This window comes from Leclercia sp. W17, assembly GCF_003336325.1.
Classification (GTDB): Bacteria; Pseudomonadota; Gammaproteobacteria; order Enterobacterales; family Enterobacteriaceae; genus Enterobacter.
Genome location: NZ_CP031101.1, coordinates 4,155,819 through 4,179,849 on the forward strand (window position 1 = coordinate 4,155,819; position 24,031 = coordinate 4,179,849).

The 24,031-nt window shown below is 55.9% G+C and carries 25 protein-coding genes and 3 tRNA genes; 11 read left to right on the plus strand and 17 right to left on the minus strand.

All coding sequences use genetic code 11. The features are described from left to right. Nucleotides 1-12: 12 nt before the first annotated feature. Nucleotides 13-1,029, plus strand: coding sequence for a lipoate--protein ligase LplA (gene lplA, locus DVA44_RS20620; protein WP_114387989.1), 1,017 nt, complete (start codon nucleotides 13-15; stop codon nucleotides 1,027-1,029). A gap of 70 nt (nucleotides 1,030-1,099) precedes the next feature. Here lplA and yjjJ read toward each other — a convergent pair whose 3' ends face one another. From yjjJ to deoC, 5 genes are all read right to left on the minus strand, one after another. Further along, nucleotides 1,100-2,428, minus strand: a complete 1,329-nt coding sequence (gene yjjJ / locus DVA44_RS20625) for a type II toxin-antitoxin system HipA family toxin YjjJ (RefSeq protein ID WP_114387990.1) — start codon at nucleotides 2,426-2,428, stop codon at nucleotides 1,100-1,102. 135 nt (nucleotides 2,429-2,563) lie between these two features. Further along, a complete protein-coding gene (gene deoD, locus DVA44_RS20630) occupies nucleotides 2,564-3,286 on the minus strand; it encodes a purine-nucleoside phosphorylase (protein WP_103823179.1) in 723 nt (240 codons plus the stop codon). 105 nt (nucleotides 3,287-3,391) lie between these two features. After that, nucleotides 3,392-4,615: a phosphopentomutase gene (gene deoB, locus DVA44_RS20640; protein ID WP_114315939.1), complete on the minus strand. Its 1,224-nt coding sequence runs from the start codon at nucleotides 4,613-4,615 to the stop codon at nucleotides 3,392-3,394. A 51-nt stretch (nucleotides 4,616-4,666) separates the two neighbouring features. Next, nucleotides 4,667-5,989, minus strand: a complete 1,323-nt coding sequence (gene deoA / locus DVA44_RS20645) for a thymidine phosphorylase (protein ID WP_114387991.1) — start codon at nucleotides 5,987-5,989, stop codon at nucleotides 4,667-4,669. A 124-nt stretch (nucleotides 5,990-6,113) separates the two neighbouring features. Next, nucleotides 6,114-6,893 carry a deoxyribose-phosphate aldolase gene (gene deoC / locus DVA44_RS20650; RefSeq protein WP_168192000.1) on the minus strand — a complete coding sequence of 260 codons (780 nt, stop codon included), beginning with the start codon at nucleotides 6,891-6,893 and terminating at the stop codon, nucleotides 6,114-6,116. 260 nt (nucleotides 6,894-7,153) lie between these two features. Between deoC and DVA44_RS20660 the strand changes: the two genes are divergently transcribed. Together DVA44_RS20660 and DVA44_RS20665 are read left to right on the plus strand one after the other, a co-directional pair. Further along, nucleotides 7,154-8,704 carry a YjjI family glycine radical enzyme gene (locus tag DVA44_RS20660; protein ID WP_114387993.1) on the plus strand — a complete coding sequence of 517 codons (1,551 nt, stop codon included), beginning with the start codon at nucleotides 7,154-7,156 and terminating at the stop codon, nucleotides 8,702-8,704. Continuing rightward, on the plus strand, nucleotides 8,676-9,536 hold the full coding sequence (locus DVA44_RS20665; RefSeq protein WP_114387994.1) for a YjjW family glycine radical enzyme activase: 861 nt from the start codon (nucleotides 8,676-8,678) through the stop codon (nucleotides 9,534-9,536). Before DVA44_RS20660 ends, DVA44_RS20665 begins: the two co-directional genes overlap by 29 nt. On the opposite strand, the gene DVA44_RS20670 is transcribed toward DVA44_RS20665, so the two are convergent. The 8 genes from DVA44_RS20670 to DVA44_RS20705 form a co-directional block, all read right to left on the minus strand. After that, on the minus strand, nucleotides 9,531-10,313 hold the full coding sequence (locus tag DVA44_RS20670) for a TatD family hydrolase (protein ID WP_114387995.1): 783 nt from the start codon (nucleotides 10,311-10,313) through the stop codon (nucleotides 9,531-9,533). The two genes, DVA44_RS20665 and DVA44_RS20670, sit on opposite strands and share 6 nt — an antisense overlap. Continuing rightward, a complete protein-coding gene (locus DVA44_RS20675; RefSeq protein WP_114387996.1) occupies nucleotides 10,310-11,380 on the minus strand; it encodes a patatin family protein in 1,071 nt (356 codons plus the stop codon). Before DVA44_RS20675 ends, DVA44_RS20670 begins: the two co-directional genes overlap by 4 nt. Nucleotides 11,381-11,527: 147 nt before the next feature. Beyond that, a complete protein-coding gene (locus tag DVA44_RS20680; RefSeq protein ID WP_002887716.1) occupies nucleotides 11,528-11,689 on the minus strand; it encodes a DUF1328 domain-containing protein in 162 nt (53 codons plus the stop codon). A 126-nt stretch (nucleotides 11,690-11,815) separates the two neighbouring features. Beyond that, the gene (osmY, locus tag DVA44_RS20685) at nucleotides 11,816-12,433 is read right to left on the minus strand and encodes a molecular chaperone OsmY (protein WP_103178169.1); all 618 of its coding nucleotides are present in this window, start codon (nucleotides 12,431-12,433) and stop codon (nucleotides 11,816-11,818) included. Nucleotides 12,434-12,737: 304 nt separating this feature from the next. After that, entirely contained in the window at nucleotides 12,738-14,327 is a 1,590-nt protein-coding gene (gene prfC, locus DVA44_RS20690; RefSeq protein WP_114387997.1) for a peptide chain release factor 3, read from the minus strand. A 90-nt stretch (nucleotides 14,328-14,417) separates the two neighbouring features. Beyond that, on the minus strand, nucleotides 14,418-15,095 hold the full coding sequence (gene yjjG / locus DVA44_RS20695; protein ID WP_114315946.1) for a pyrimidine 5'-nucleotidase: 678 nt from the start codon (nucleotides 15,093-15,095) through the stop codon (nucleotides 14,418-14,420). A gap of 17 nt (nucleotides 15,096-15,112) precedes the next feature. Continuing rightward, nucleotides 15,113-15,556: a ribosomal protein S18-alanine N-acetyltransferase gene (rimI, locus tag DVA44_RS20700; protein WP_103178166.1), complete on the minus strand. Its 444-nt coding sequence runs from the start codon at nucleotides 15,554-15,556 to the stop codon at nucleotides 15,113-15,115. After that, on the minus strand, nucleotides 15,525-15,938 hold the full coding sequence (locus DVA44_RS20705; protein ID WP_114387998.1) for a DNA polymerase III subunit psi: 414 nt from the start codon (nucleotides 15,936-15,938) through the stop codon (nucleotides 15,525-15,527). The genes rimI and DVA44_RS20705 overlap by 32 nt, the downstream gene beginning before the upstream one ends. A 102-nt stretch (nucleotides 15,939-16,040) precedes the next feature. Between DVA44_RS20705 and rsmC the strand changes: the two genes are divergently transcribed. From rsmC to DVA44_RS20725, 4 genes are all read left to right on the plus strand, one after another. Then, entirely contained in the window at nucleotides 16,041-17,069 is a 1,029-nt protein-coding gene (gene rsmC, locus DVA44_RS20710; protein WP_114387999.1) for a 16S rRNA (guanine(1207)-N(2))-methyltransferase RsmC, read from the plus strand. Nucleotides 17,070-17,210: 141 nt separating this feature from the next. Further along, nucleotides 17,211-17,297 (plus strand) — tRNA-Leu (locus DVA44_RS20715). A 29-nt stretch (nucleotides 17,298-17,326) separates the two neighbouring features. Further along, nucleotides 17,327-17,412 (plus strand) — tRNA-Leu (locus DVA44_RS20720). Between the two features lie 31 nt (nucleotides 17,413-17,443). After that, nucleotides 17,444-17,529: transfer RNA gene (locus tag DVA44_RS20725), tRNA-Leu, on the plus strand. A 39-nt stretch (nucleotides 17,530-17,568) separates the two neighbouring features. Here DVA44_RS20725 and DVA44_RS20730 read toward each other — a convergent pair. Then, nucleotides 17,569-17,799 (minus strand): DUF1435 domain-containing protein, encoded by a 231-nt coding sequence (locus DVA44_RS20730; protein WP_114388000.1) that lies wholly within the window; start codon nucleotides 17,797-17,799, stop codon nucleotides 17,569-17,571. A 156-nt stretch (nucleotides 17,800-17,955) separates the two neighbouring features. Here DVA44_RS20730 and fhuF point away from each other — a divergent pair, with 156 nt between their 5' ends. Continuing rightward, nucleotides 17,956-18,744: a siderophore-iron reductase FhuF gene (gene fhuF, locus DVA44_RS20735; protein WP_103823169.1), complete on the plus strand. Its 789-nt coding sequence runs from the start codon at nucleotides 17,956-17,958 to the stop codon at nucleotides 18,742-18,744. Between the two features lie 55 nt (nucleotides 18,745-18,799). Here fhuF and DVA44_RS20740 read toward each other — a convergent pair whose 3' ends face one another. Beyond that, nucleotides 18,800-20,143, minus strand: a complete 1,344-nt coding sequence (locus DVA44_RS20740) for a PTS sugar transporter subunit IIC (RefSeq protein ID WP_114315950.1) — start codon at nucleotides 20,141-20,143, stop codon at nucleotides 18,800-18,802. Nucleotides 20,144-20,470: 327 nt separating this feature from the next. Here DVA44_RS20740 and DVA44_RS20745 point away from each other — a divergent pair, with 327 nt between their 5' ends. Beyond that, nucleotides 20,471-20,929: a YbaK/EbsC family protein gene (locus DVA44_RS20745; RefSeq protein ID WP_103823167.1), complete on the plus strand. Its 459-nt coding sequence runs from the start codon at nucleotides 20,471-20,473 to the stop codon at nucleotides 20,927-20,929. 42 nt (nucleotides 20,930-20,971) lie between these two features. Here DVA44_RS20745 and bglJ read toward each other — a convergent pair whose 3' ends face one another. Both bglJ and DVA44_RS20755 read right to left on the minus strand, forming a co-directional pair. Beyond that, nucleotides 20,972-21,607: a DNA-binding transcriptional activator BglJ gene (gene bglJ / locus DVA44_RS20750; RefSeq protein ID WP_103823166.1), complete on the minus strand. Its 636-nt coding sequence runs from the start codon at nucleotides 21,605-21,607 to the stop codon at nucleotides 20,972-20,974. Then, nucleotides 21,607-22,338 (minus strand): response regulator transcription factor, encoded by a 732-nt coding sequence (locus tag DVA44_RS20755; protein ID WP_103823321.1) that lies wholly within the window; start codon nucleotides 22,336-22,338, stop codon nucleotides 21,607-21,609. The genes bglJ and DVA44_RS20755 overlap by 1 nt, the downstream gene beginning before the upstream one ends. Before the next feature lie 435 nt (nucleotides 22,339-22,773). Here DVA44_RS20755 and DVA44_RS20760 point away from each other — a divergent pair, with 435 nt between their 5' ends. Together DVA44_RS20760 and DVA44_RS20765 are read left to right on the plus strand one after the other, a co-directional pair. Next, nucleotides 22,774-23,550 (plus strand): threonine/serine exporter ThrE family protein, encoded by a 777-nt coding sequence (locus DVA44_RS20760; protein ID WP_114388001.1) that lies wholly within the window; start codon nucleotides 22,774-22,776, stop codon nucleotides 23,548-23,550. Continuing rightward, nucleotides 23,541-24,014, plus strand: coding sequence for a threonine/serine exporter (locus DVA44_RS20765; RefSeq protein ID WP_103823164.1), 474 nt, complete (start codon nucleotides 23,541-23,543; stop codon nucleotides 24,012-24,014). Before DVA44_RS20760 ends, DVA44_RS20765 begins: the two co-directional genes overlap by 10 nt. The last annotated feature ends 17 nt before the right edge of the window (nucleotides 24,015-24,031 follow it).

The window sequence follows — 24,031 nt, forward strand, 5'->3', positions numbered from 1 at the left end:
AAGGAAATCTGCATGTCTACATTGCGTCTGCTTATCTCAGATTCATACGATCCCTGGTTTAACCTTGCGGTAGAAGAGTGTATCTTCCGCCAGATGCCCGCCACGCAGCGGGTGTTGTTCCTGTGGCGCAACGCCGACACGGTGGTCATTGGCCGGGCGCAAAACCCGTGGAAAGAGTGCAACACACGACGCATGGAAGAGGACAACGTGCGCCTGGCCCGTCGCAGCAGCGGCGGCGGCGCGGTATTTCACGACCTCGGCAACACCTGCTTTACCTTTATGGCCGGAAAGCCGGAGTACGACAAAACCATCTCCACCAACATTGTGCTCAACGCATTGCAGGCGCTGGGGGCCACGGCGGAAGCCTCCGGGCGCAACGACCTGGTGGTAAAAACAGATGAAGGTGACCGGAAGGTCTCCGGCTCGGCCTATCGCGAAACGATGGACCGGGGTTTCCATCACGGCACCCTGCTATTAAATGCCGATCTCAGCCGCCTGGCGAACTATCTCAATCCCGACCAGAAAAAGTTGCAGGCCAAGGGCATCACCTCCATACGCGGGCGGGTTGCCAATCTGGTGGATCTGCTGCCGGGCATCACCCATGAGCGGATCTGCGAGGCTATCCGCGAGGCGTTTTTTGCCCATTACGGCGAGCGGGTTGAAGCCGAACTCATTTCACCTGACAAGACGCCGGATCTGCCGAACTTTGCCGAAACCTTTGCCCGCCAGAGCAGCTGGGAGTGGAACTTCGGTCAGGCGCCTGCCTTCTCGCACCTGCTGGATGAGCGCTTTACGTGGGGCGGCGTGGAGCTGCACTTCGACGTCGAGAAGGGCCATATCTCGCGTACCCAGGTCTTTACCGACAGCCTGAACCCGGCGCCGCTAGAGGCGCTGGCGGCGCGTCTGCAGGGCTGTTTGTACCGTGCGGATAGGCTGCAACAAGAGTGCGATGCCCTGATCGGTGATTTCCCGGAACAGGAAAAAGAGCTGCGGGAGCTGTCAGCCTGGATTGCGCGGGCGGTACGCTAATAAAAAAGCCCGCTTGCGCGGGCCTGTAACCGTAGGCCGGGTAAGGCAAAGCCGCCACCCGGCAGAACATTCACGCCATTCTCTGGACCATTACCGCAATATCGCTTAACCGCGTTTTCATTCCCGCGGCGATTGTGCGGAAATTTTCACTTATCCGCTTTTCATCCATCACCTGCTGCCAGAATTGTGCCGCCAGTGGCAGGGCAAATTCCCATGCCTGACGCGATATTGTGCTATCGAAACGCAACTCGCACGCTTCTTCCCGCATCATACCCGCGCTGGAAGGCGCAAACGCCATGGGCAACATGTCATAAACCGGGGCAAGGGATAACGGGAACGCGGAATAGTAAAATGAGAGGTTCCCCGCGTGCATATCGCTGTTAGCGATAAGGCGCCCAAACGCCCATATCTTTTCGACCTGTCCCGCAGCGGTTGCCTCTACGATGCCAGCCTGCACGAGCTTCTCAACCGTGTGCGGCCATGCTCCGCTCGCGGTGACAAATTCACTTTGTACCGCCTCAAGGGAGACGATGGCGCGTCTGCCCGTTACGCCTTCGCAGTCAAAGCGTTTAGCCTCAAGAAAAACCTGGCCGCTTTCCCCTTGTAGCGCGATGGCATCGCTTGCCGCGAGCCCTGCCCGGGTAAGTGTGCTGTGCGCGATAGCCTCGGCAAACAGCAGATCGCCCCATCGTACAGAGACTGCGCTACTTTGTGACGCAGTAAACTTGACCAGCACATGCGCGTCACCTGTTGCCGTTTGGGCAAAGCAGGAGAACTTGGGTTGTTCCCCACCCGCAGAAGAACCTACGATCTCCCCTGCCAACGCCTCCTGAGATAGCTGCGCATAGACCCGGTTTTTTTGAACGTCGGTAATGGGCTGCGGAGGGGTTGCACAGAGCCAACGTTGGTAGTTCTCCTCACCCACCAGCCAACCGCCGGAATGCTCACCAGAAAACTGGCTAAGGGCATAAAGCACATCGCTTTCCTGCCAGAGACGAATATCTTCCGGCAGCGAGAATTGCTGTGCCAGGCGGCGACCCCACGCCCGTCCTAAAAAACCTTGCGGGCGAAGGTCGGTCAGATACCTGGGAAGACTATCAAACCATTGCCATTGCCCATCAGCCTGAAGCACAAGGCAGCTTCCCTGCGGCCAGGTGGGGTAAATCTCCCCGCCTTTAATGGCCCGACCCTCAGCATCCACTTGCCAGAAAGGAAATACGCTGATGCCCCGCACAGGGCGCAACAGAGCGTAGCGCGTGGCGCGCGCTTTTCCAAACTGGATCACCTGTTGCTGGGTAGCCACCAGACGTGAAAATGTCGCCTGGCTGATGCCCAGATGCTGGCGAAGCTCAGTCGCCCCACGTGGGCCCTGTAGCAGCAAATCACTTATCGTTGTCATCAGTGAATGGTTTTATGAATAGATACTTGAATGAATTTCATAGCATATTCAGATGAAATGTAAAGAAAAATGGGGAAGCAGGATGTGAAAGGTGAATAGATAAAAAAAGGGGGCAGAACGCCCCCGCAGGAAATCTTACTCTTTATCGCCCAGCAGAACGGATTCCAGCGCGATCTTGATCATGTCGTTGAAGGTGGTCTGACGCTCAGCGGCAGTGGTCTGCTCGTGAGTACGGATGTGGTCAGACACGGTGCAGATGGTCAGGGCTTTCGCACCGAACTCAGCCGCCACACCGTAGATACCCGCCGCTTCCATCTCCACGCCCAGGATGCCATATTTCTCCATCACGTCGAACATCTCGCCGCCGTCTGGCGCGTAGAAGAGGTCCGCAGAGAAGATGTTACCCACGCGCGCGTCCACGCCCAGCGCTTTGGCGGCGTCAACGGCGTTGCGCACCATGTCAAAGTCGGCGATGGCCGCGAAGTCATGATCTTTGAAACGCATGCGGTTAACTTTGGAGTCGGTGCAGGCGCCCATGCCGATCACGATGTCACGCAGCTTAACGTCCATACGCACGGCACCGCAGGAGCCGACGCGGATGATTTTCTTCACGCCAAAATCGGTGATCAGTTCTTTGGTGTAGATGGAGCAGGATGGGATACCCATGCCGTGACCCATGACGGAAATTTTGCGACCTTTGTAGGTACCGGTGAAGCCCAGCATGCCGCGAACGTTGTTCACTTCACGCACCTCTTCGAGGAAGGTTTCGGCGATGTGCTTCGCGCGCAGCGGGTCGCCCGGCATCAATACGACGTCAGCGAAATCACCCATCTCTGCATTAATGTGAGGAGTTGCCATCTTCAGTTCCCTTATTAGTATGTTGTTTTGCCGGGCGGCGGCTGCGCCTTACCCGGCCTACAAAAAACGTAGGCCCGGCAAGCCACGCGCCGCCGGGCAACGTCATCAGAACATGGCTTTGCCATATTCCATGTCAGACGTACCAAAGTATTTCGCAATCGTCTGGCCGATATCCGCGAAAGTTTCGCGATGGCCCAGAGAGCCTGGTTTCACTTTCGGGCCGTACACCAGCACAGGAATGTGCTCGCGGGTGTGGTCGGTACCGGTCCAGGTTGGGTCGCAGCCGTGGTCGGCGGTCAGGATCAGAATGTCATCTTCACCCACCAGCTCCATCAGCTCCGGCAGACGGCGGTCGAACAGCTCCAGACCGGCAGCATAGCCAGCCACATCGCGACGGTGACCCCAGGAGGAGTCGAAGTCCACGAAGTTGGTAAAGACGATTGTCTTGTCGCCCGCCTCTTTCATCTCTTTGACGGTAGCGTCAAACAGCGCATCCAGACCAGTGGCTTTCACTTTTTTGGTGATGCCGCAGTTAGCGTAGATATCGGCGATCTTACCGACAGAGACCACCTGGCCCCCTTTCTCATCAACCAGTTTCTGCAGCACTGTCGGCGCTGGCGGTTCAACGGCCAGGTCGTGACGGTTACCGGTACGCTGGAAGTTACCCGCTTTGTCGCCCACAAACGGACGCGCGATCACGCGGCCAATGTTGTAGCCGCCTTCGGTCAGCTCTTCACGGGCGATTTCGCACAGCTCGTACAGGCGATCGAGGCCAAAGGTCTCTTCGTGGCAGGCAATCTGGAACACGGAGTCAGCGGAGGTGTAGAAAATCGGCTTCCCGGTTTTCATGTGCTCTTCGCCGAGCTGATCCAGAATCACGGTACCGGAAGAGTGGCAGTTGCCGAGGTAACCCGGCAGGTTCGCACGCTCAACCAGTTTATCCAGCAGCTCCTGAGGGAAGCTGTTTTCGTGATCGGAGAAATAGCCCCAGTCAAACAGAACCGGCACACCGGCGATTTCCCAGTGACCTGACGGGGTGTCTTTCCCGGAAGAGAGCTCGTGCGCCCAGGCGTATGCGCCCACCACTTCCGCGTTAGCGTCCATACCGGCGGCAATTTTGCCGGTAGAACCTTCGTGGGCCTTAACCAGACCCAGACGGGTCAGGTTTGGCAGATTCAGCGGGCCCTGACGCCCGTTGTTCGCTTCGCCTTTTGCACAGGCTTCTGCGATGTGACCCATGGTGTCTGCACCTGTGTCACCAAAGCGACCAGCATCTTCTGTAGCGCCGATGCCGAAAGAGTCCAGCACCATAATAAATGCACGTTTCATATGTTCTCCGTACTCAGTGCTTCATAAAAAAGCGATCAGATCAGTATACCGCTATTCGGTAATACGACGATAGACCGAAGGCGAGCTTTCTGGGGCATTATCTGCCAGGGTAATGGCCGCTTTCACCGCTTTCGCCGCCTCCTGCCAGCTGTTTTCATCTTTCGCGTGGATCACCGCCAGCGGACGTTGACCGTCAACGCTGTCGCCCAGACGGGCCATATCGGTAAAGCCGACGCTGTAATCAATGCTGTCCGAGGCCTGACGACGACCGCCGCCCATCGAGACCACCGCCATACCCAGCGCACGGGTATCCATCGCCGAGACAAAGCCTTCGGTATCCGCGTAGACCGCTTTGCTGAGCATCGCAGTAGGCAGGTATTTGGCGTAGTTCTCCACGAAGTCGGTCGGGCCTTTCTGCGCGGCAACCATCCGGCCAAAAATCTCCGCCGCTTTGCCGTTGTCCAGCACCGCCTGCAACTTCGCGCGGGCTTCGGCGTCATCTTTCGCCAGGTTACCGGAGATCAGCATCTCGACGCACAGCGCCATGGTGACGTCAAAGAGACGCGGGTTACGGTATTCGCCGGTCAGGAACTGCACCGCTTCACGGACTTCGACCGCGTTACCGGCGCTGGAGGCCAGCACCTGGTTCATGTCGGTGAGCAGCGCGGTGGTGCGCACGCCTGCGCCGTTGGCCACGCCAACAATCGCTTCGGCAAGCTGGGCAGAGAGTTCATAAGTCGGCATAAAGGCGCCGCTGCCCACTTTAACGTCCATCACCAGCGCATCCAGCCCTTCGGCCAGCTTCTTGGCGAGGATCGAGGCGGTGATCAGCGGGATGGAGTCGACGGTCGCGGTAATGTCACGCGTGGCGTAAAAACGCTTATCCGCCGGGGCAAGGGAGCTGGTCTGGCCGATAATCGCCACACCCACATCTTTAATAATGTCGCGGAAGCGATTGTCATCCGGGAAGATATCGAAGCCCGGAATGGCTTCCAGTTTGTCGAGCGTGCCGCCGGTATGACCGAGGCCGCGCCCGGAAATCATAGGAATGTAGCCGCCGCAGGCAGCGACCATTGGCCCCAGCATCAGCGAGGTGACATCACCCACGCCGCCGGTGGAGTGTTTGTCCACGATTGGGCCATTAAGGTTAAGGCCTTTCCAGTCCAGAACGGTTCCTGAATCCCGCATTGCCATGGTCAGCGACACGCGCTCCGGCATCGCCATATCGTGGAAGAAAATGGTCATCGCCAGGGCGGCAATCTGCCCTTCAGAGATGGTATTGTCGCGAATGCCGTTGATAAAAAAGCGGATCTCTTCGTCGCTTAACGCATGACCATCACGTTTTTTACGAATAATTTCTTGTGCGAGAAACAAAATAACCCCCTGAGGAAGTGAGTCGAAGGCTAACCGTAGGCCGGGTAAGCGTAGCGCCACCCGGCGAAGCGGAATAACGCCGGAGGGCGGCTACGCCTTATCCGGCTTACAACGAGTAGTGCTATTAGTAGCTGCTTGCGCTCTTACCGTCGCCGTGACCCAGCGCTTTCAGCAAGCTCGCCAGCAGGCTGGATGCGCCAAAACGGTAGTGACGAGCATCGGCCCAGTCGGCACCGAACAGCTCATCGGCGATCGCCAGGAACTGCTGCGCATCTTCTGCGGTACGCACGCCGCCCGCCGGTTTGAAGCCCACGGTTTTTTCCACGCCCATGTCGCGGATCACTTCCATCATGATGCGTGCGCTTTCCGGAGTGGCGTTCACCGGCACTTTACCGGTGGAGGTTTTAATGAAGTCTGCCCCGGCTTTGATGGAGATTTCAGACGCTTTGCGAATTAGCGCCTCTTCTTTCAGTTCGCCGGTTTCGATGATCACTTTCAGCAGTACGTTTGCCGCGGCGCAGGCCTCTTTACAGGCTTTTACCAGATCGAAACCGACCTGCTCGTTACCCGCGATCAGCGCGCGGTACGGGAAGACCACGTCCACTTCGTCAGCACCGTAGGCAATGGCGGCGCGGGTTTCTGCCAGCGCGATCTCGATGTCGTCGTTGCCGTGCGGGAAGTTCGTCACGGTGGCGATACGCACCTCCGGCGTGCCCTGCTCTTTCAGGGTTTTACGCGCGATGGGAATGAAACGCGGGTAGATACAGACAGCCGCGGTGGTGCCCACCGGGGTTTTCGCCTGATGACACAGCGCGATCACTTTTTCGTTGGTGTCGTCATCATTCAGGGTGGTCAGATCCATCAGTTTCAGTGCGCGCAGGCTGCTGGCGGTTAAATCGGTCATAACATTCTCCGGGCGTATAGCCGTAAATTTCACCTTGCGGGTCTGTGAGTATTCTAACATTCACCCGCATTCTCACTTCGACATTCATCACACTTAATGAAAAATGCATACAAATTTGCATTACCGTAATGCGATCAACTTCAAATAATTAAGCTGCAACTGCGGATTAAAGCGTCAGGCACCCGCGCAGGATCAAAGGCAGCCGGTGGGACTCTTTTTACACTCTCCTTCTGTCCATGCCGAACAATAAGGAAGCGACAATGTCCCTCTCCACACCCGCCGCCCTGCAACAACGTTGCCAGAAAATTGTGACAAGCCCGATGTTAAGCCCCGAACAAAAACGCCATTTTCTGGCGCTGGAGGCGGAAAACAACCTGCCCTATCCCGCGCTGGATAACGATGCGCGCCTGGCGCTGGCCGGGGGATTTATCTGCGATATGTTTGAAGGCCATGCGCCTTACAAACCGCGCTACGTGTTGCCCGACTATGCGCTGTTCCTGAAACAGGGTTCGGCGTGGCTGGAGCTGGAGGGCGCTCAGGATCTGGATGATGCGCTGTCGCTGCTGACCATCCTTTATCACCATGTCCCCTCCGTCACCGGCATGCCGGTCTTTCTCGGCCATCTCGATACGCTGTTGCAGCCATATGTTAAAATTCTAACACAAGAAGAAATCGATATTCGAATAAAACGTTTCTGGCGCTACCTCGATCGCACCCTGCCTGATGCCTTCGTCCATGCCAATATCGGCCCGGCAGAGGGACCGATCACGCGCGCCATCTTACGTGCCGATGCAGAGCTTAAGCAGGTTTCACCCAACCTCACCTTTATTTATGATCCTGACATCACCCCGGATTCACTGCTGCTGGAGGTGGCGAAGAACATCTGCGAATGCAGCAAGCCGCACATTGCCAACGGTCCGGTGAATGATAAAATTTTCACAAAAAAGGGCTACGGCGTGGTCAGCTGTTACAACTCGCTGCCGCTGGCGGGCGGAGGCAGCACCCTGGTGCGCCTCAATCTGAAAGCCATCGCCGAACAGAGCGAGACGGTGGAGGCGTTCTTTACCCGCACTCTGCCGCACTACTGCCAGCAGCAGATAGCCATTATCAATGCGCGCTGCGACTTCCTGTACCAACGTTCCGGCTTCTTTGAGAATAGCTTCCTGGTTAAAGAAGGGCTGATCGATCCCGACAACTTTGTGCCGATGTTCGGTATGTATGGCCTCGCTGAGGCGGTGAACGTGCTGTGTGAAAAGGCCGGGATCAACGGGCGCTACGGCCAGGATGACCAGGCCAATGCGCTGGGATATCGCATCAGCGAACAGCTGGCGGCGTTCGTGGAAACGACCCCGGTTAAACATGGCTGGAAAAAACGCGCCATGCTGCATGCCCAGTCGGGGATCAGCTCTGACGTCGACACCACGCCGGGCGCGCGCCTGCCGTATGGGGACGAGCCCGATCCCATCAGCCACCTGCTGGCGGTGGCCCCGCATCACCGGCATTATCACGCCGGGATCAGCGACATCCTGACGCTGGATGAAACCGTAAAACGCAATCCGCAGGCGGTGGTGGAACTCTGTCTGGGTGCCTTCCGCGCCGGAATGCGTGAATTCACCGCCAACGTGTCGGGCAACGATCTGGTTCGCGTGACGGGCTATATGGTGCGGCTGTCCGATCTGGAAAAATATCGCGCCGAAGGTTCCCGCACCAACACCACCTGGCTGGGAGAAGAGGCCGCCCGCAACACCCGCATTCTGGAGCGCCAGCCGCGCGTGATAAGCCATGAACAACAGATGCGCTTTAGTCAGTAAGGTTATCCCGTTCTCCTGCGTTGACGGGCCCGGCAGCCGCCTGGCCCTGTTTCTGCAAGGGTGTAACCTGCGCTGCAAAACCTGCCACAACCCGTGGACAATAGGACGTTGCAACGACTGCGCTGCCTGTGTGCCGCACTGCCCGCATGAGGCGCTGAACGTTCAGGCCGGGCGCGTCTGGTGGGATGATGTACATTGCCAGCAGTGCGACACCTGCCTGCAAATGTGCCCGCAGCAGGCGACGCCTATGGCGCAGCGCTATAGTGTGGAGGAGATCGTGACGCAGATCCGCAAGGTCGCGCCGTTTATCTCCGGCATTGCCGTCAGCGGCGGGGAGGCCACTACTCAGCTGCCGTTTCTGGTGGCGCTGTTTTCGACGCTAAAAGCCGATCCGCAGCTACAGCATCTGACCTGCCTGGTAGACAGCAACGGCCTGCTAAGCGAAACCGGCTGGCAAAAACTGCTCCCGGTGTTTGATGGCGCGATGCTGGATCTCAAGGCATGGGGTAATGAACACCACCGCTATCTGACCGGACGCGAAAACCCTCTCATCAAGCACAGCATCCGCTGGCTGGCGGCGCACAAAAGGCTGAGCGAGCTGCGCCTGCTGGTGATCCCGGATCGGTGTGATTACCTGACGCACCGTCGCGAACTGATCAAATTTATCCCCCAGTTGGGGGATGTTCCTGTCAGGATCAACGCCTTTCACGCGCATGGCACCTATGGCGAAGCCCGGCACTGGCGCAGCGCAACGGCTGAGGATGTTGAGCCCCTGGCGCAGCTGCTGGAGCGCGAGCAGATCAGCGTGATCCGCCCGGCGCTTTATCTATAACGACAGGCCGAACAGCGCGCGGGTATTGTCCAGCAGCGCCTGGGCGATCTCCTCCGCGGGCTCCGGGCGCAGTTCACACAGGGTGGTAAAGACCCTTGCCGCCTGCTCCGGGCGGTTCGGCTGCCCCTGAAAACCGTTGAGCGGCATATCCGGGGCATCGGTTTCCAGCACCAGCGCGGAGAGGGGAAGCTGCGCCATCACCTCACGGGTTTTGTTTGCGCGGGGATAGGTAATGGTGCCGCCGACGCCAATGTTATAGCCCAACGCCACAAAGCGCTGCGCCTGCTGCAGGCTGCCGGCAAAGCCGTGTACCACCCCGGTACGCGGCAGATTGTGGCGCTTAAGGTGCATCGCCAGTTTGTCATGGGTGCGTCGGGAGTGGAGGATCACCGGCAGATCGTAGCGTTTCGCCAGCTTGAGCTGCGCATCGAGGATCGCCTGCTGCCGCTCGAAGTGAGGATCCTCGCGATAGAGATCGAGGCCAATCTCCCCCACCGCCACCAGCCTTTCCGGGCGCGCCGCGAGCACCGCCTCCAGCTTTTCCAGATCAGCATCCTGATGGTTTTCGATCACAATCGGATGAAGACCCAGCGCCATATAGAGCGCCGGGTAGCGCGCGCCGAGAGCCAGCACGCGATCGATACTCGCCGCATCAATGGCCGGCACCACGATCGCCATAACCCCCGCATCGGCGGCACGCTGGATGCTGGCGGGCTCATCGCCGGTGAAGGGTGAAAAATCAAAGTGGCAATGGGTATCAATAAAACGATAAGTCACGCCAGATCCTCATTATCAAACAGGGTGTCGTTCGCCTGCGGGGCATCGATCAGCGGTGTGGCAACAACATCGTTGGCCACGCTTGCCGGGGGAACCACCACCGTAGCAGGGGCGATGATCCGCTGATGACGGCGCAGCGGTGGACGCTCGGCCAGCATTTTGCCCACCGTCGCCAGGAAATAGCGTCCGCACAGACGCCCGGTTTTGTAATCGTCCCGCAGGGCCGGTACGCGGCTGCCCAGCGCCATGCTGTTGAGCGGCTTTGGCGGATAGATTTCAAAGATCCTGAGTTTACCCGGTGGCTTTTCAATAAATTGCTGGATGGCGTGATAGCTCGCCTCATGGTGCGACACCAGATTGAGCATCGGTTGCAGACTGCTTTCACCCAGCCAGCGTTCCATTCGCTTAAACCACTGCGGCGTATAGTACATCTGCGAGGGCACGGTGCGGATCACCACAATGGTGTTTGCCCCGCGCCGGGCCGCTTCCTGCACCGGAACCGCATCGCTGACACCGCCATCGAGATAGCTGACCCCATCCAGCAGCGCCCCCGTCCGGTAGAAACCGGGGATGGCGCTGGTGGCGCGAAGAATATCGAGCCAGTTCTCTTTTTGCGGCGAAAAATAGCTCGCCGAGTAGTCATCTCCGCGGCAGGCGCACATCCAGAAGGCTTTGCCGGTATCGAACAGGCGCGAAGCGTTGTCCATCGCCAGCGGCATTTTGCTTGCGGTAGCATCCAGCAGCCAGTCGAGATCGATAAGATTTCCCCCGCGCACAAAGCGCAACGGATCGAAGAAGTCGCGGGAGGTGGTGTAACGCATGATCACTTTACGGGCGTAGCCCGGCTGGTTACAAACATACGCTGAGAGGTTCTGCGCCCCGGCGGAGGTGCCAAAATAGAGATCGAACGGGTTAAATTGCGCACGCATAAACTCATCCAGCACGCCAGCCGTGAAGATCCCTCGTTGCCCCCCGCCTTCGCAAACCAGCGCAATCTGGCCTGGCCGAAAGGGTTTCAGTGCTAACAGCGCAATATTGCCGAGCGTAACCGGAATTCGCTGCCCCACCTCTGCTTTCCTGTTTTTTATTTGTTATGTCACTACACAGTAGCCTACACCGGCGGGTTTCCCAAACAGGATGTACGCGAAAAGGTCAGCCAAAGAAAAAGGCCCATGCTTAACATGGGCCTTTTCATCAACATACGGTTACCTGAGCTATGGACGACGACGTCCGGTGAACAGGCTTACCAGGAACAGGATAATACCGACGACGAAGACAATTTTCGCCGCGCCCGCCGCGGTACCCGCCAGTCCACCAAAACCCAGAGCGGCGGCAATTAACGCGATAACCAGAAAAATGATGCCCCAACGAAACATATGACTCTCCTTTACCATAGTTAATGTCGACCGCATGGTGAGCGCTCAGGTTGCTCACGGCGATATCTACATGTGTAATTCTTATCTCGCCTTCTGGCCTCAGCCAGAAGGACGAATTTTGGAGTTTTATTTCACTTTCAGATCGTTTTTAACGCTTTTCACGCCATCAATGGCTTTAGCGATACTTTCAGCACGGTCGCTCTGTGCCTTAGACTCTACTTCACCGCTGAGCTGTACCACACCGTCGGTGGTTTCCACTTTCACATTACGTGAAGGAACGATGTCGTCGGCAAGCAGTTTCGCTTTGATTTCGCTGGTAGTCGCAGCGTCACCGGCATAGCCTTTAGCAGACTGTTCCTTGCCGTCACGAACATGCAGTTTGTCGCTGACAGATTTTACGCCTTCAATGCCTTTCGCCACGGAGACCGCTTTTTCAGCCTGCGCCTGGCTTTCAACGAAGCCACTCAGCGTGACGACGTTTTTATCGGTTTCTACAGAGATATCGGTGCTTTTAATGTCATCAGCGTCTACCAGCGCAGCTTTTACTTTAGCTGTGATAGAGCTGTCATCCATGAAGTTACCGACTTTATTCATAGAGTTATCGATTTTTTCCCCTGCGGTGTTCGCGGTGGATTGCGCTTTATCCGTTGCGGTGGTTTCTGCCATTGCAGAACCGCATACCAGAGCACTACCCATCATTACCGCCAGCAGAGTTTTCGAAATCTTCAGTTTTTTAGTATTCATCGATGTATTCCTGTGGTTTGCTCCGAATTCGAGCGTCAAACATCACGTGCAAGTAGTCTTTAGTACTACCAATCAACACTCGGGCGAGATGAGAATCTTATCAACACGCATTGAATGAAACTTTCATCTGCGCCCGGTGTTAAACACTGAGTTAAATATAGATCACTCTCACAGGTCCGCTTTCAGAATTGGGCAAAAAATGAGCAATAAGCAGCAAAAGTCGTTGAATTAAGAACATTCCGCAAGGGATTAATAAGGCAGGGATTTAAGCAGAGCACGGCGGCTGCCGTGCTCCGGGAAGGGATTAATGCTCGCGGGTTTTGCGGAACTGAATATCCGGATAACGTTCGTGCGCCAGGTTCAGGTTAACCATGGTTGGGGCGATATAGGTGAGGTTATCACCGCCATCGAGCGCCAGCTGAACTTCGTTCTTACGCTTGAACTCTTCGAATTTCTTCACGTCAGAACACTCTACCCAGCGCGCCGTCGCCACGTTGACCGATTCGTAAATCGCTTCAACGTTGTACTCGCTCTTCAGACGGGCAACCACCACGTCAAACTGCAGCACACCGACGGCGCCGACAATCAGATCGTTATTGGCGATAGGACGGAATACCTGCACCGCCCCCTCTTCCGACAGCTGAACCAGCCCTTTCAGCAGCTGTTTCTGCTTCAGCGGATCCTTCAGGCGGATACGGCGGAACAGCTCCGGTGCGAAGTTCGGAATACCGGTGAACTTCATCATCTCACCCTGAGTAAAGGTGTCGCCAATCTGGATGGTGCCGTGGTTATGCAGGCCAATGATGTCGCCCGGATACGCCTCTTCCACGTGGGAACGGTCACCGGCCATAAAGGTCAGCGCGTCGGAGATCACCACATCTTTACCGGTACGCACCTGGCGCAGCTTCATGCCTTTTTCATATTTGCCGGATACCACACGCATAAAGGCTACGCGGTCGCGGTGTTTCGGGTCCATGTTGGCCTGAATCTTAAAGACGAAGCCGGTGAACTTCTCTTCGCTGGCAACCACTTCACGGGAGTCGCTATTACGCGGCATTGGCTGCGGCGCCCACTCCACCAGACCGTCCAGCATATGGTCCACACCAAAGTTACCCAGCGCGGTACCAAAGAAGACCGGCGTGATTTCACCGCTCAGGAACAGCTCTTTATCAAATTCGTGGGAAGCGCCTTTGACCAGCTCCAGCTCTTCACGCAGCTGTTCTGCCAGCTCTTCGCCAACAGCCGCGTCCAGATCCGGGTTATCCAGCCCTTTAACGACGCGCACTTCCTGAATGGTGTGACCTTTACCGCTCTGGTAGAGGTAGGTTTCATCTTTGTAGAGATGATAAACGCCTTTAAACAGCTTACCGCAGCCAATTGGCCAGGTGATTGGCGCACAGGCGATCTTCAGCTCGCGCTCCACTTCGTCCATCACTTCCATTGGATCGCGGATGTCACGGTCGAGTTTGTTCATGAAGGTCAGGATCGGCGTGTCGCGCAGACGGGTAACTTCCATCAGCTTACGGGTACGATCCTCAACGCCTTTTGCGGCATCGATCACCATCAGACAGCAGTCCACCGCCGTCAGGGTACGGTAGGTATCTTCGGAGAAGTCTTCGTGCCCCGGGGTGTCCAGCAGGTTCACCAGGCAGTCGTGATACGGGAACTGCATTACGGAGGTGGTAATCGAGATCCCACGCTGCTTTTCCATCTCCATCCAGTCCGATTTTGCATGCTGGCTGGAGCCACGGCCTTTTACCGTACCGGCGGTCTGGATCGCCTGTCCGAACAGCAGCACCTTTTCGGTGATGGTGGTTTTACCGGCATCCGGGTGAGAGATAATGGCAAAAGTACGGCGTTTCGCCACCTCTTGCAGATAAGGAGACAACGTCATAATTCAATCTTCTTTAAAAAGCGCGGCAGCGGGCCGCGCATCATGAATACGAAAATGCGGCTATTTTACCCATCAATGGGGGGCAGGCAATCAATGTTTACACAGGAGTTGCTCCAGTTCGCTCAGGGAGGTCACGGTCCAGGTCGGTGTGATCCCCTCCGGCAGGGTGCGGTTGTGCGCGTTCAGCCAGCATGTGGAGAGCCCGGCATTCATCCCACCAAGGATATCCGACTCCGCCGTGTCCCCCACCATCAGCACTTTCGCCCGGTCAGGGTTTCCGGCCTGGGCCAGCGCATAATCAAAGATTTGCGGGGCCGGTTTTGCCACGCCCACCTGTTCTGAAATCACTAATAAATCAAAGTAGTCACGGAAACCGGTCCGCTCAAGGCGGATCTGCTGGAGCGCGGTAAAGCCGTTGGTAATGATCCCGAGCTTCGCCTTGCCTTTCAGGGAGGCGAGCAGCGACGCGGCGCCCGGCAGCGGGGCGCAGATTTCAGCCATTGCATTAAGGAAGGCGTCGTTCAGATCGCCTGGCGGAACGTTCAGGCGCTCCGACCACCCCTGAAAACGCTGGTGCTGCAGCTGTAACGCGGTGATCGCCCCGTTCTGGTAATCCACCCACAACGGTTTATTCACCATCTGGTAAGCCTGGAAATCTTCAGCAGTAAAGGTCACGCTGTAGTCGAGAAACATCCGCTGTAAGCCGCCGTACGAATCGAAGGTAAACAGCGTTTCATCAGCGTCAAAGAAAATCCAGTCCCAGTTCATTGTTACAACCTTTTTAGTTATCCAAGCGGCAGAGCCATGATGATGGCGTCTTCACGTCCTTCTGCGGTGGGGTAATAGTTACGGCGGATCGTCGCCTCGTTAAAGCCCAGGCTTTCATAGAGTGCGATGGCGGCGACGTTCGAGGCCCGTACTTCCAGCCACAGCGTGAACACGTCTCGGGCTTCCAGCTCGCGAATTAAATGTTCCAGCAGTTCTCTGCCCAGCCCACGGCGCTGGAAAGCAGGATCCACAGCGATGTTAAACAGCGTCGCTTCATCCAGAACGACCTGCGTGATGGCAAATGCCGCCAGCTGGTTATCGACATCCAGCCGATAGTTCAGGTAACGCTCACCCTGGTTGCTGGCAAAGGTTTTTTCACTCCACGGAAAGGCGTGGGCGCGTTTTTCGATCTCAAAAGCCTGCGCTAAATCAGTTGTCGTGAGGGAAGAAATTGTGTTCATGTTCGCAGATTTGTTGCCACAGCGCGCGACGTGCCGCCGGGTTTACGTTAAGTTCGTCCAGCGCCGGAGAGGCCATACTCGCCCCCTCCAGAGCAATCTCTTCTCTTACGCCAAGCTGCCAGCTGTTGCAGCGGCTGCCCTCGGGCAGCATGGCCACGCGATCGGGCGTCAGTTGCAGCACCTGATCGGCACTCAGCCTCAGCGCCCGCAGTACGTCGGCGATCACCGGCTCGCTGAGGGCGGGCAGGCTTTGGGCCACCATCACCAGACGAATATGCGCCGGTAGCGAGATAGCGATTTCGCCCTGCAAGGCCGCCGGGCGGCGCAGCCCCCACTGGGTGATGCCCAGCTGCTGTAATTGCCTGTCTCGTCGGGATGCCATTGCGAAAACTCCTGTCTGTCAGGCGCGCAAATATAGCAAATGTGTCGAATCTGCGCCATCTACCTACTATAATCCCCGCCTGAGTTTATTGAGGAACAATTCATGTCTGCATTTACCCCGGCAAGTGAAGTCTTGCTGCGTCACAGTGATGATTTCGAACAAAGCCGTATTCTGTTTGCCGGAGATATGCAGGATGACCTGCCTGCCCGTTTCGAGTGCGCCGACAGCCGTGCGCACACCCAGCAGTATCACCACTGGCAGGTCCTGAGCCGTCAGATGGGCGAGCGCGTCCGTTTCAGCCTGGTGGCTGAGCAGAGCGACGTGGCGGACTGCGATACGCTGATCTACTACTGGCCGAAGAACAAACCCGAAGCCCAGTTCCAGCTGATGAACCTGCTCTCCCTGCTGCCGGTGGGTTGCGATATCTTCGTGATCGGAGAAAACCGCAGCGGCGTGCGCAGCGCCGAGCAGATGCTGGCAGATTACGTCACGCTGAATAAAGTCGACAGCGCCCGTCGCTGCGGCCTCTACCATGGCCGTCTGGACAAAAAACCGACCTTCGACGCGGAAAAATACTGGGGCGAATATCAGCTGGATGGCCTGACCATCAAAACGCTGCCGGGCGTCTTCAGCCGTGACGGTCTGGACGTGGGCAGCCAGCTGCTGCTCTCCACCTTTACGCCACACACCAAAGGTAAAGTGCTGGATGTCGGCTGTGGCGCAGGCGTGCTCTCCGCGGTCCTCGCAAGCCACTCGCCGAAAGTGCGTTTAACCCTCACCGATGTGGGCGCATCCGCCATCGAAGCCAGCCGCGCGACCCTTGCGGCCAACGGCATTGAGGGCGAAGTTTTTGCCTCCAACGTCCTCTCCGACGTCACCGGCCGTTTCGATATGATTATCTCCAACCCGCCATTCCATGACGGTGTGGAAACCAGCCTCGAAGCCGCGCAGACCTTGATTCGTACCGCGGTACGCCATCTGAACAGCGGCGGTGAGCTCCGAATCGTGGCGAACGCCTTCCTGCCGTACCCGAAAGTGCTGGATGAAGTCTTCGGCTTCCACGAAGTGCTGGCGCAAACTGGCCGCTTTAAGATCTACCGCGCCATCATGACCCGCCAGGCGAAGAAGTAACGTCTCCCGCTGGCCTGAGCCGCCCGTTCAGGCCATTTTTGCAGCAAATAATATCTCCCGCACAATTATCTGTTGACGAAAAGCTGAAAACATCTAGAATGCGCCTCCGTGGTTACGATACTTTTACTGTATCGATGGTCTGCGAAGGTGGCGGAATTGGTAGACGCGCTAGCTTCAGGTGTTAGTGTCCTTACGGATGTGGGGGTTCGAGTCCCCCCCCTCGCACCAATAACCATGATTGATATTGCTCGCACTGGGCGAAGGTGGCGGAATTGGTAGACGCGCTAGCTTCAGGTGTTAGTGTCCTTACGGATGTGGGGGTTCGAGTCCCCCCCTCGCACCAACGAGGCGATATCAAAAAATAAGATGACTGTGCGAAGGTGGCGGAATTGGTAGACGCGCTAGCTTCAGGTGTTAGTGTCCTTAGGATGTGGGGGTTCGAGTCCCCCCCCTCGCACCAATTATCTTATCTCTCCTGCTTTTCTCTCTTCTTTTCCTGTTAGTTCAGATTCATTATCAGCACCCACATTCCCGCAATCAGCGCAACACATGATGGCAGCAGCACGAAATGCCGCAGTTGTTTATGCCAGATCATGGCGGATGAAATCAGCAAGCCCGACGCGATAATCACTTTCCAGACCGCTAACGACAGATCGGTACACGCCAGCCCGGCCATGACCATCCCCGGCAGTATCACGCCCCATCCACTTCCCAACGCTCTGCTCAACATGATTCGTCTCTCAAATCGATAATGATAACCAATATCATATGATATATTTTCTCATTTGTCAGCGTTAAGGCCGGATGTGTAAAAAGCCTTGCGCACGGTTTTATCTATAGTTAGGATTGGCAATCATTATCATTTAGATTTTTATCCAGCTAACTTATGGCCACACGTTCCGCACACGCTGTTGAGAATATTATCTGGCAAACGCCGCTGTCGGCCGGGCCTTCAGGGCTTGCGGACGCGATGCGTGACGCTATCGGTCAGACGCGTGCCTATCTGCTGGATGTCATCAAGCTGGATGAACCCCATCCTCATCACGCCATGACGCTGGCGCAGTGGCAGCGTCCTGCCGAACTGCAGTCATTACTGGCGACCTACTCCGATCATATCTACCGCAACCAGCCCACGATGGCGCGGGAAAACAAGCCGCTGCTGTCGCTGTGGGCACAGTGGTATATCGGGCTGATGGTCCCACCGATGATGCTGGCCCTGCTGACCCAGGATGTGGCGCTGGATATTTCCCCGGAACATTTCCACGTTGAGTTTCACGAAACCGGACGCGCAGCCTGCTTCTGGATCGACGTTCAGGAAGACAGCAAGGCAACCTCGCTGTCGCCCCAGCAGCGTATGGAAATGCTGGTGACGCGCGCCCTGGTCCCGGTGGTTGACGTGCTGGAAGCGACGGGTGAGATCAACGGCAAACTTATCTGGAGCAATACCGGCTATTTAATTCACTGGTATCTGACCGAAATGAAACCCCTGCTGGGGGATGAGAAAGTGGACGCGCTGCGTCAGGCGATTTTCTTTGCCCGCCAGCTCTCCGATGGGCGTGACAACCCGCTTTACCGCACCGTTGTTCCACGCGACGGCCTGCTGGTGCGTCGTACCTGCTGTCAGCGCTATCGCCTGCCGGACGTTCAGCAGTGCGGCGATTGCACGCTGAAGTAGTTTGTCAGGTCCAATAGATGAAAACGGCAACCCGAGGGTTGCCGTTTTGCTTTTATTACGCGACCTGCTGACTTTCTTCTTCTGCACGCTGGGCCTCTTCGGCCTCCTGCGCCAGCAGCTGCTTCTCGTAGACCTTAAAGAACGGGTAGTAGATGATGGCGGAAACCATCGCTAACAGCAGGACCAGGATCGCCGCACGGAAATCCCAGCCCAGCGCCCAGGCAGCCCCCACCGGCGCAGGAGCGGTCCAGGGAACCACCGAAATCACGCGACCAATCAGATCCAGCTTCATCGCCGCCCACGCCAGCACCGCGTTGACCATTGGCGCCAGCAGGAACGGGATAAAGAACACCGGGTTCATCACGATAGGCGTCCCGAAGATGACCGGTTCGTTGATGTTGAAAATACTCGGCACCACGCTCAGCCGTCCAATAGAACGCAGGTGCGCCGAACGGCTACGCAGATAGCAGAACACCAGCCCCATCGTCGCCCCGGATCCGCCAATCACAATGAAGAAGGTCCAGAACGCCTCCATAAAGATGTGCGGCAGCGGCGCGCTTTGCGCCAGCGCGGTCTGGTTCATCCCCAGGTTGGTGAGCCAGAACATCTGCAGCATACCGGAGACAATCGCCGCCCCGTGGATGCCCGCAAACCACAGCAGGTGACCAATCAGCACCGCCAGCAGGATCGCCGGCAGCGAGTCCGCCGCGGAGACCAGCGGTTTAAAGATGGCCATGATCGCCTGCGGGATCAGCATGCCAAACTCAGACTGAATGAACAGGCTCAGCGGATAGAGGGTTAACACCACCACCAGCACCGGGATCAGCAGATCGAAGGAGTTCTTGATCATCGGCGGCACCTGGTCGGGCAGGCGAATACCGATGTTGTGCGCCTTCAGAAAACGCATCATCTCCACACAGTAGATTGCCACCAGAATGGCGGTGAAGATCCCCGTCCCACCGAGGCTATCCACCGGCAATGCGCCTTTAGTTTTTGGCGCGGCGATCAGCAGGAAGGCCATCAGCGACAGCATGGCGCACATGAAGGGGTCGAGCTGATGCGACTTAACGTAGTGCTTGCCGAGGTTGTAGGCGATAGCGGCACAGATATAGAGGGACATCACGCCCATCGTCATATCGAAGGGGGTGAGGATCTGGCCTTCAAACTGTTTTGCCATATCCAGCCAGGCGCGGGCAAAGCCCCATGTGGTGTCCGGCGAAAACGGCGGGTAAGCAAACACTAATAAGAACGAGCCAACAATCATAAACGGCATTGCGGAGATAAAGCCGTCGCGGATCGCCATCACGTGACGCTGGGAGGAGATGCGTCCGGCAATGGGGCTGACATAGTTTTCAACAAATCGGAATATCAGGTTAAACGCAGCATGGTTGGCAGACATAACGGCTCTCCTGTCAGACGATCGTTTCGGGCGCTGTGACGCCGCACGGTGTTCCATATACCACTTTCACCACCTTGCTGGTTCGCTTACCAGCGGTACTGCTCAAACGGATAGGTTTCATAATCGACTCTTATTATTGGATACAGGGGAAGTGACGTAATCAGTATTAATCTCCATATCATGGTCTGCAACCGGTTACTGTAACCGGTTTCCGTGATTGTGAAGAGGATCCAGAAATCGCTGATATAAGAAGTGTGTGACCTGGTAAATATTTACAGAGCATAATTTCTTATGACCGACTACACAGAGTATTTTCTGGAGGAAACAATGAGTTTGCAGTCTGTGCGCCAGTTTTTTGCTGACCACGCCCCGGATGTTGAAGTCATCGAACTGGGTCAGAGTACCGCTACCGTTGCGCTGGCTGCCGAGGCCCACAATGTCGCGCCGGGTCAGATAGCGAAAACGCTGTCGCTAAAAATTAAAGATGAGGTGATCCTCGTGGTCGCTAAAGGCGATGCGCGTCTTGATAACAAAAAGTTGAAGCAGACGTTTGGCGCAAAGGCCAGGATGCTGAGCAGTGACGAGGTGGTGACAATCACAGGGCATCCTGTGGGTGGCGTCTGCCCTTTCGGACTGGAAACGCCGCTGGCGGTCTATTGTGACATCTCGCTAAAACAGTATGCGGAAGTGCTGCCCGCTGCCGGTGCGATCCACAGCGCGGTCCGTATTTCTCCGGAAAGAATGGCCGAACTCACTCAGGCGACATGGGTAGACGTTTGCCTGTAAGTCCCGCGCCAGAAATCGTTCTGGCGCAGACTTTCGCATGGGCTATGAAAAGTGCTGGGACATGAAGCGCGAGTTGCGGGGATCCGGGACGGGAAAATGCGTCAGGATGTCCGCCGCGTGCAGTAATCCCACGTCGGAACGCACACCGAGCTTAATCATGGCATTAAATTTATGCGCACGAATGGTTTTGATGTTGCGATCGAGCCGGGTGGCGATTTCCGGGATGGAGAAGCCGCACGACATAAACTGCAAAATGGCGCGCTCGGTTGGGCTCAGCAGTCTCCCACGATGGATATTCCAGTGGTTATTATGACTGTCATTGACCCGTCGGTTCTCACTCAATATTTTGCTGAGTTGCTCCTGCAGTTCGGCGAGTGGCTCAGATTTGAGAATGACGCCATGCAGGCGTGACGGCGAAAGCTGATTAATCAGGCTCGCTTCTGCCTCATCTGATGCGAGCACAATTCGCTGAATCATGCCGTACGTGGTGGCCACTTCCTTAATACAGACCAGGCAATTACGCCGTTCTTCCCGCTCATCCGAGAGTGAATAAATTAACGACGTGTATGGAACAAAACTAAGTGATGACTGGAAACTATTAATATTATTAAAAAGGTGGACTTCATAACCTTTAAGTGAGGGACTGGCAAAAAGATGCTTCAGCCCCATAGCACTCATCATGCACTTTTCGACGATAGCGATATGTCTTTTTGGCGCGCTCTTTTCCATTCGTCTTGCTCTCCATAGGCAGAGAATAAACTCAGCTCTTTCATTCCCTTAGTGCTGTTAATCCACGCGTACATTTCGGCATTACTCGTTAAAGCAAGTCTTCTCATGGCACTGTTTTTTTGCGCGCTTACCGTTTTATTACTCTTTTTCAGCAATGCGGCGATTTGATTAATACCCCATCCTTTTCCCAGTAAGCGTAATACTTTACGCTCTGAGAAGGTCAACATGACTTCGTCCTGATTGTCATATAAATCATCTGGATCGGGGATTAATAGCGTCTGGCTAATACGTTCAGCGTTTTCACTACCCGCCCGGATAGCCTTAACCACGCTTTCGATGGGCTCCATGTTGGATAGCAACGTGCTTTCTGGACGCATTAAGTGCTCAACAGCGAGGGGGTAAATTGCCCGAGAAACCAAAAATATCCAGTGAATATCCCGATACTGATTTTGTAATACGTGATACTGATTGCAAATATTACGCGAATTACGCTGTTCATCTGAAATATCAACGATGACCACGCCTGCACGACGCAATTGAAGAAGCGTCAGCTCTTCATGGGTCCGACAGTATGAACGATCGTAGTCCGGGAAATAGCGAGACATAATGCTGCCGAGGCCGGTCTGCATTATGGGTGACTTTCCAATTATTATAACACTCTTACAGATCAATGACGGCATTTTCGCTCCGAATCCATTCATACGTTCATTCCACGTCTTTCATCCAATTGAAATACCTGTTTGTCTAACAGGGCGACGTAAAAATGTAATGTCTTTCCTTTTCTATTAGCTGAACGAAATGAGATTGCGATAAGAATCAGCATCACAAATGTATACACCGCCAAAACGGCATTAATATCGCAAAATAACGCCGCAATGTTAACCCCTGGCGCGCGATATTTTTAAAAAGAGCAAATTAGATATTCTAAATATAAATTAAATAAATATGTAAATATAAAATGCATAGAAATTAATAATTAATTAGCTGTTCGTAACGCCTGTTTACAGCACTAATCTGCTTAAACCTTGATCTGGCCCAGAGCAAACGCCACCGGGTTGTGTGCTAAAAGTAGACATTCCGGCTATCCACTCGTCACTCTCTCCTCAGGGCAACAGATGCAGGCAGATCAATCCTCACAACGCGCCGTCACGCGACTGTGTATTCAGTGCGGCCTTTTTTTATTGCAACATGGCGCCGAAAGCGCCCTGGTCGAGGAACTCTCTACCCGACTGGGGCTGGCCCTGGGTATGGACAGCGTAGAGAGCTCCATCTCCTCTAACGCAATTGTGCTGACCACCATTAAAGCGGGCCAGTGTCTGACCTCAACGCGTAAAAACCACGATCGTGGGATCAACATGCACGTCGTCACCGAGGTGCAACACATTGTGATCATGGCGGAACACAAGCTGCTGGATGCGCAGGGTGTCGAAAAACGCTTCAGCCAGATCAAGCCGTTGCGCTATCCACGCTGGCTGGTGGCGCTGATGGTGGGTCTCTCCTGCGCCTGCTTCTGCAAACTTAACAACGGCGGCTGGGACGGCGCGATGGTGACCTTTATCGCCAGCACCCTCGCCATGTACGTACGTCAGGTGCTGACAGGCCGGCATCTGCATCCACAAATTAACTTCTGCATCACCGCCTTTGTCGCCACCACGGTCTCCGGCCTGCTGCTGCGGCTGCCGAGCTTTGCCACCACCCCGACCATCGCCATGGCCGCCAGCGTACTGCTGCTGGTGCCGGGCTTTCCACTGATTAATGCCGTGGCCGATATGTTCAAAGGTCACATCAATACCGGCCTTGCCCGCTGGGCGATAGCCAGTTTACTCACCCTAGCCACCTGTATTGGGGTGGTGATGGCCATGACGTTATGGGGGCTTCGCGGATGGGCGTAATCGATTTTCTCTGGGCGCTGGCCCAGGACATGATGCTGTCGGCCATTCCGGCAGTGGGCTTTGCCATGGTGTTTAACGTTCCCCATCGCGCCCTGCCGTGGTGCGCGCTGCTGGGGGCTATTGGCCACGGCTCGCGCATGACGATGATGACCGCCGGGCTGAATATCGAATGGTCGACCTTTATGGCCTCGATGCTGGTGGGCAGCATTGGGATCCAGTGGTCGCGCTGGTATCTGGCCCATCCGAAGGTCTTTACCGTTGCGGCGGTGATCCCAATGTTTCCGGGCATCTCTGCCTATACCGCAATGATTTCGGCGGTGAAAATTAGCCACTTTGGCTACAGCGAAGCGCAGATGATTATGCTGCTGACCAACTTCCTGAAAGCCTCGTCCATCGTCGGCGCCCTTTCAATAGGGCTGTCGATCCCCGGACTGTGGCTCTACCGCAAACGCCCCCGGGTTTGAGAGTTGTGTTCTCCCGC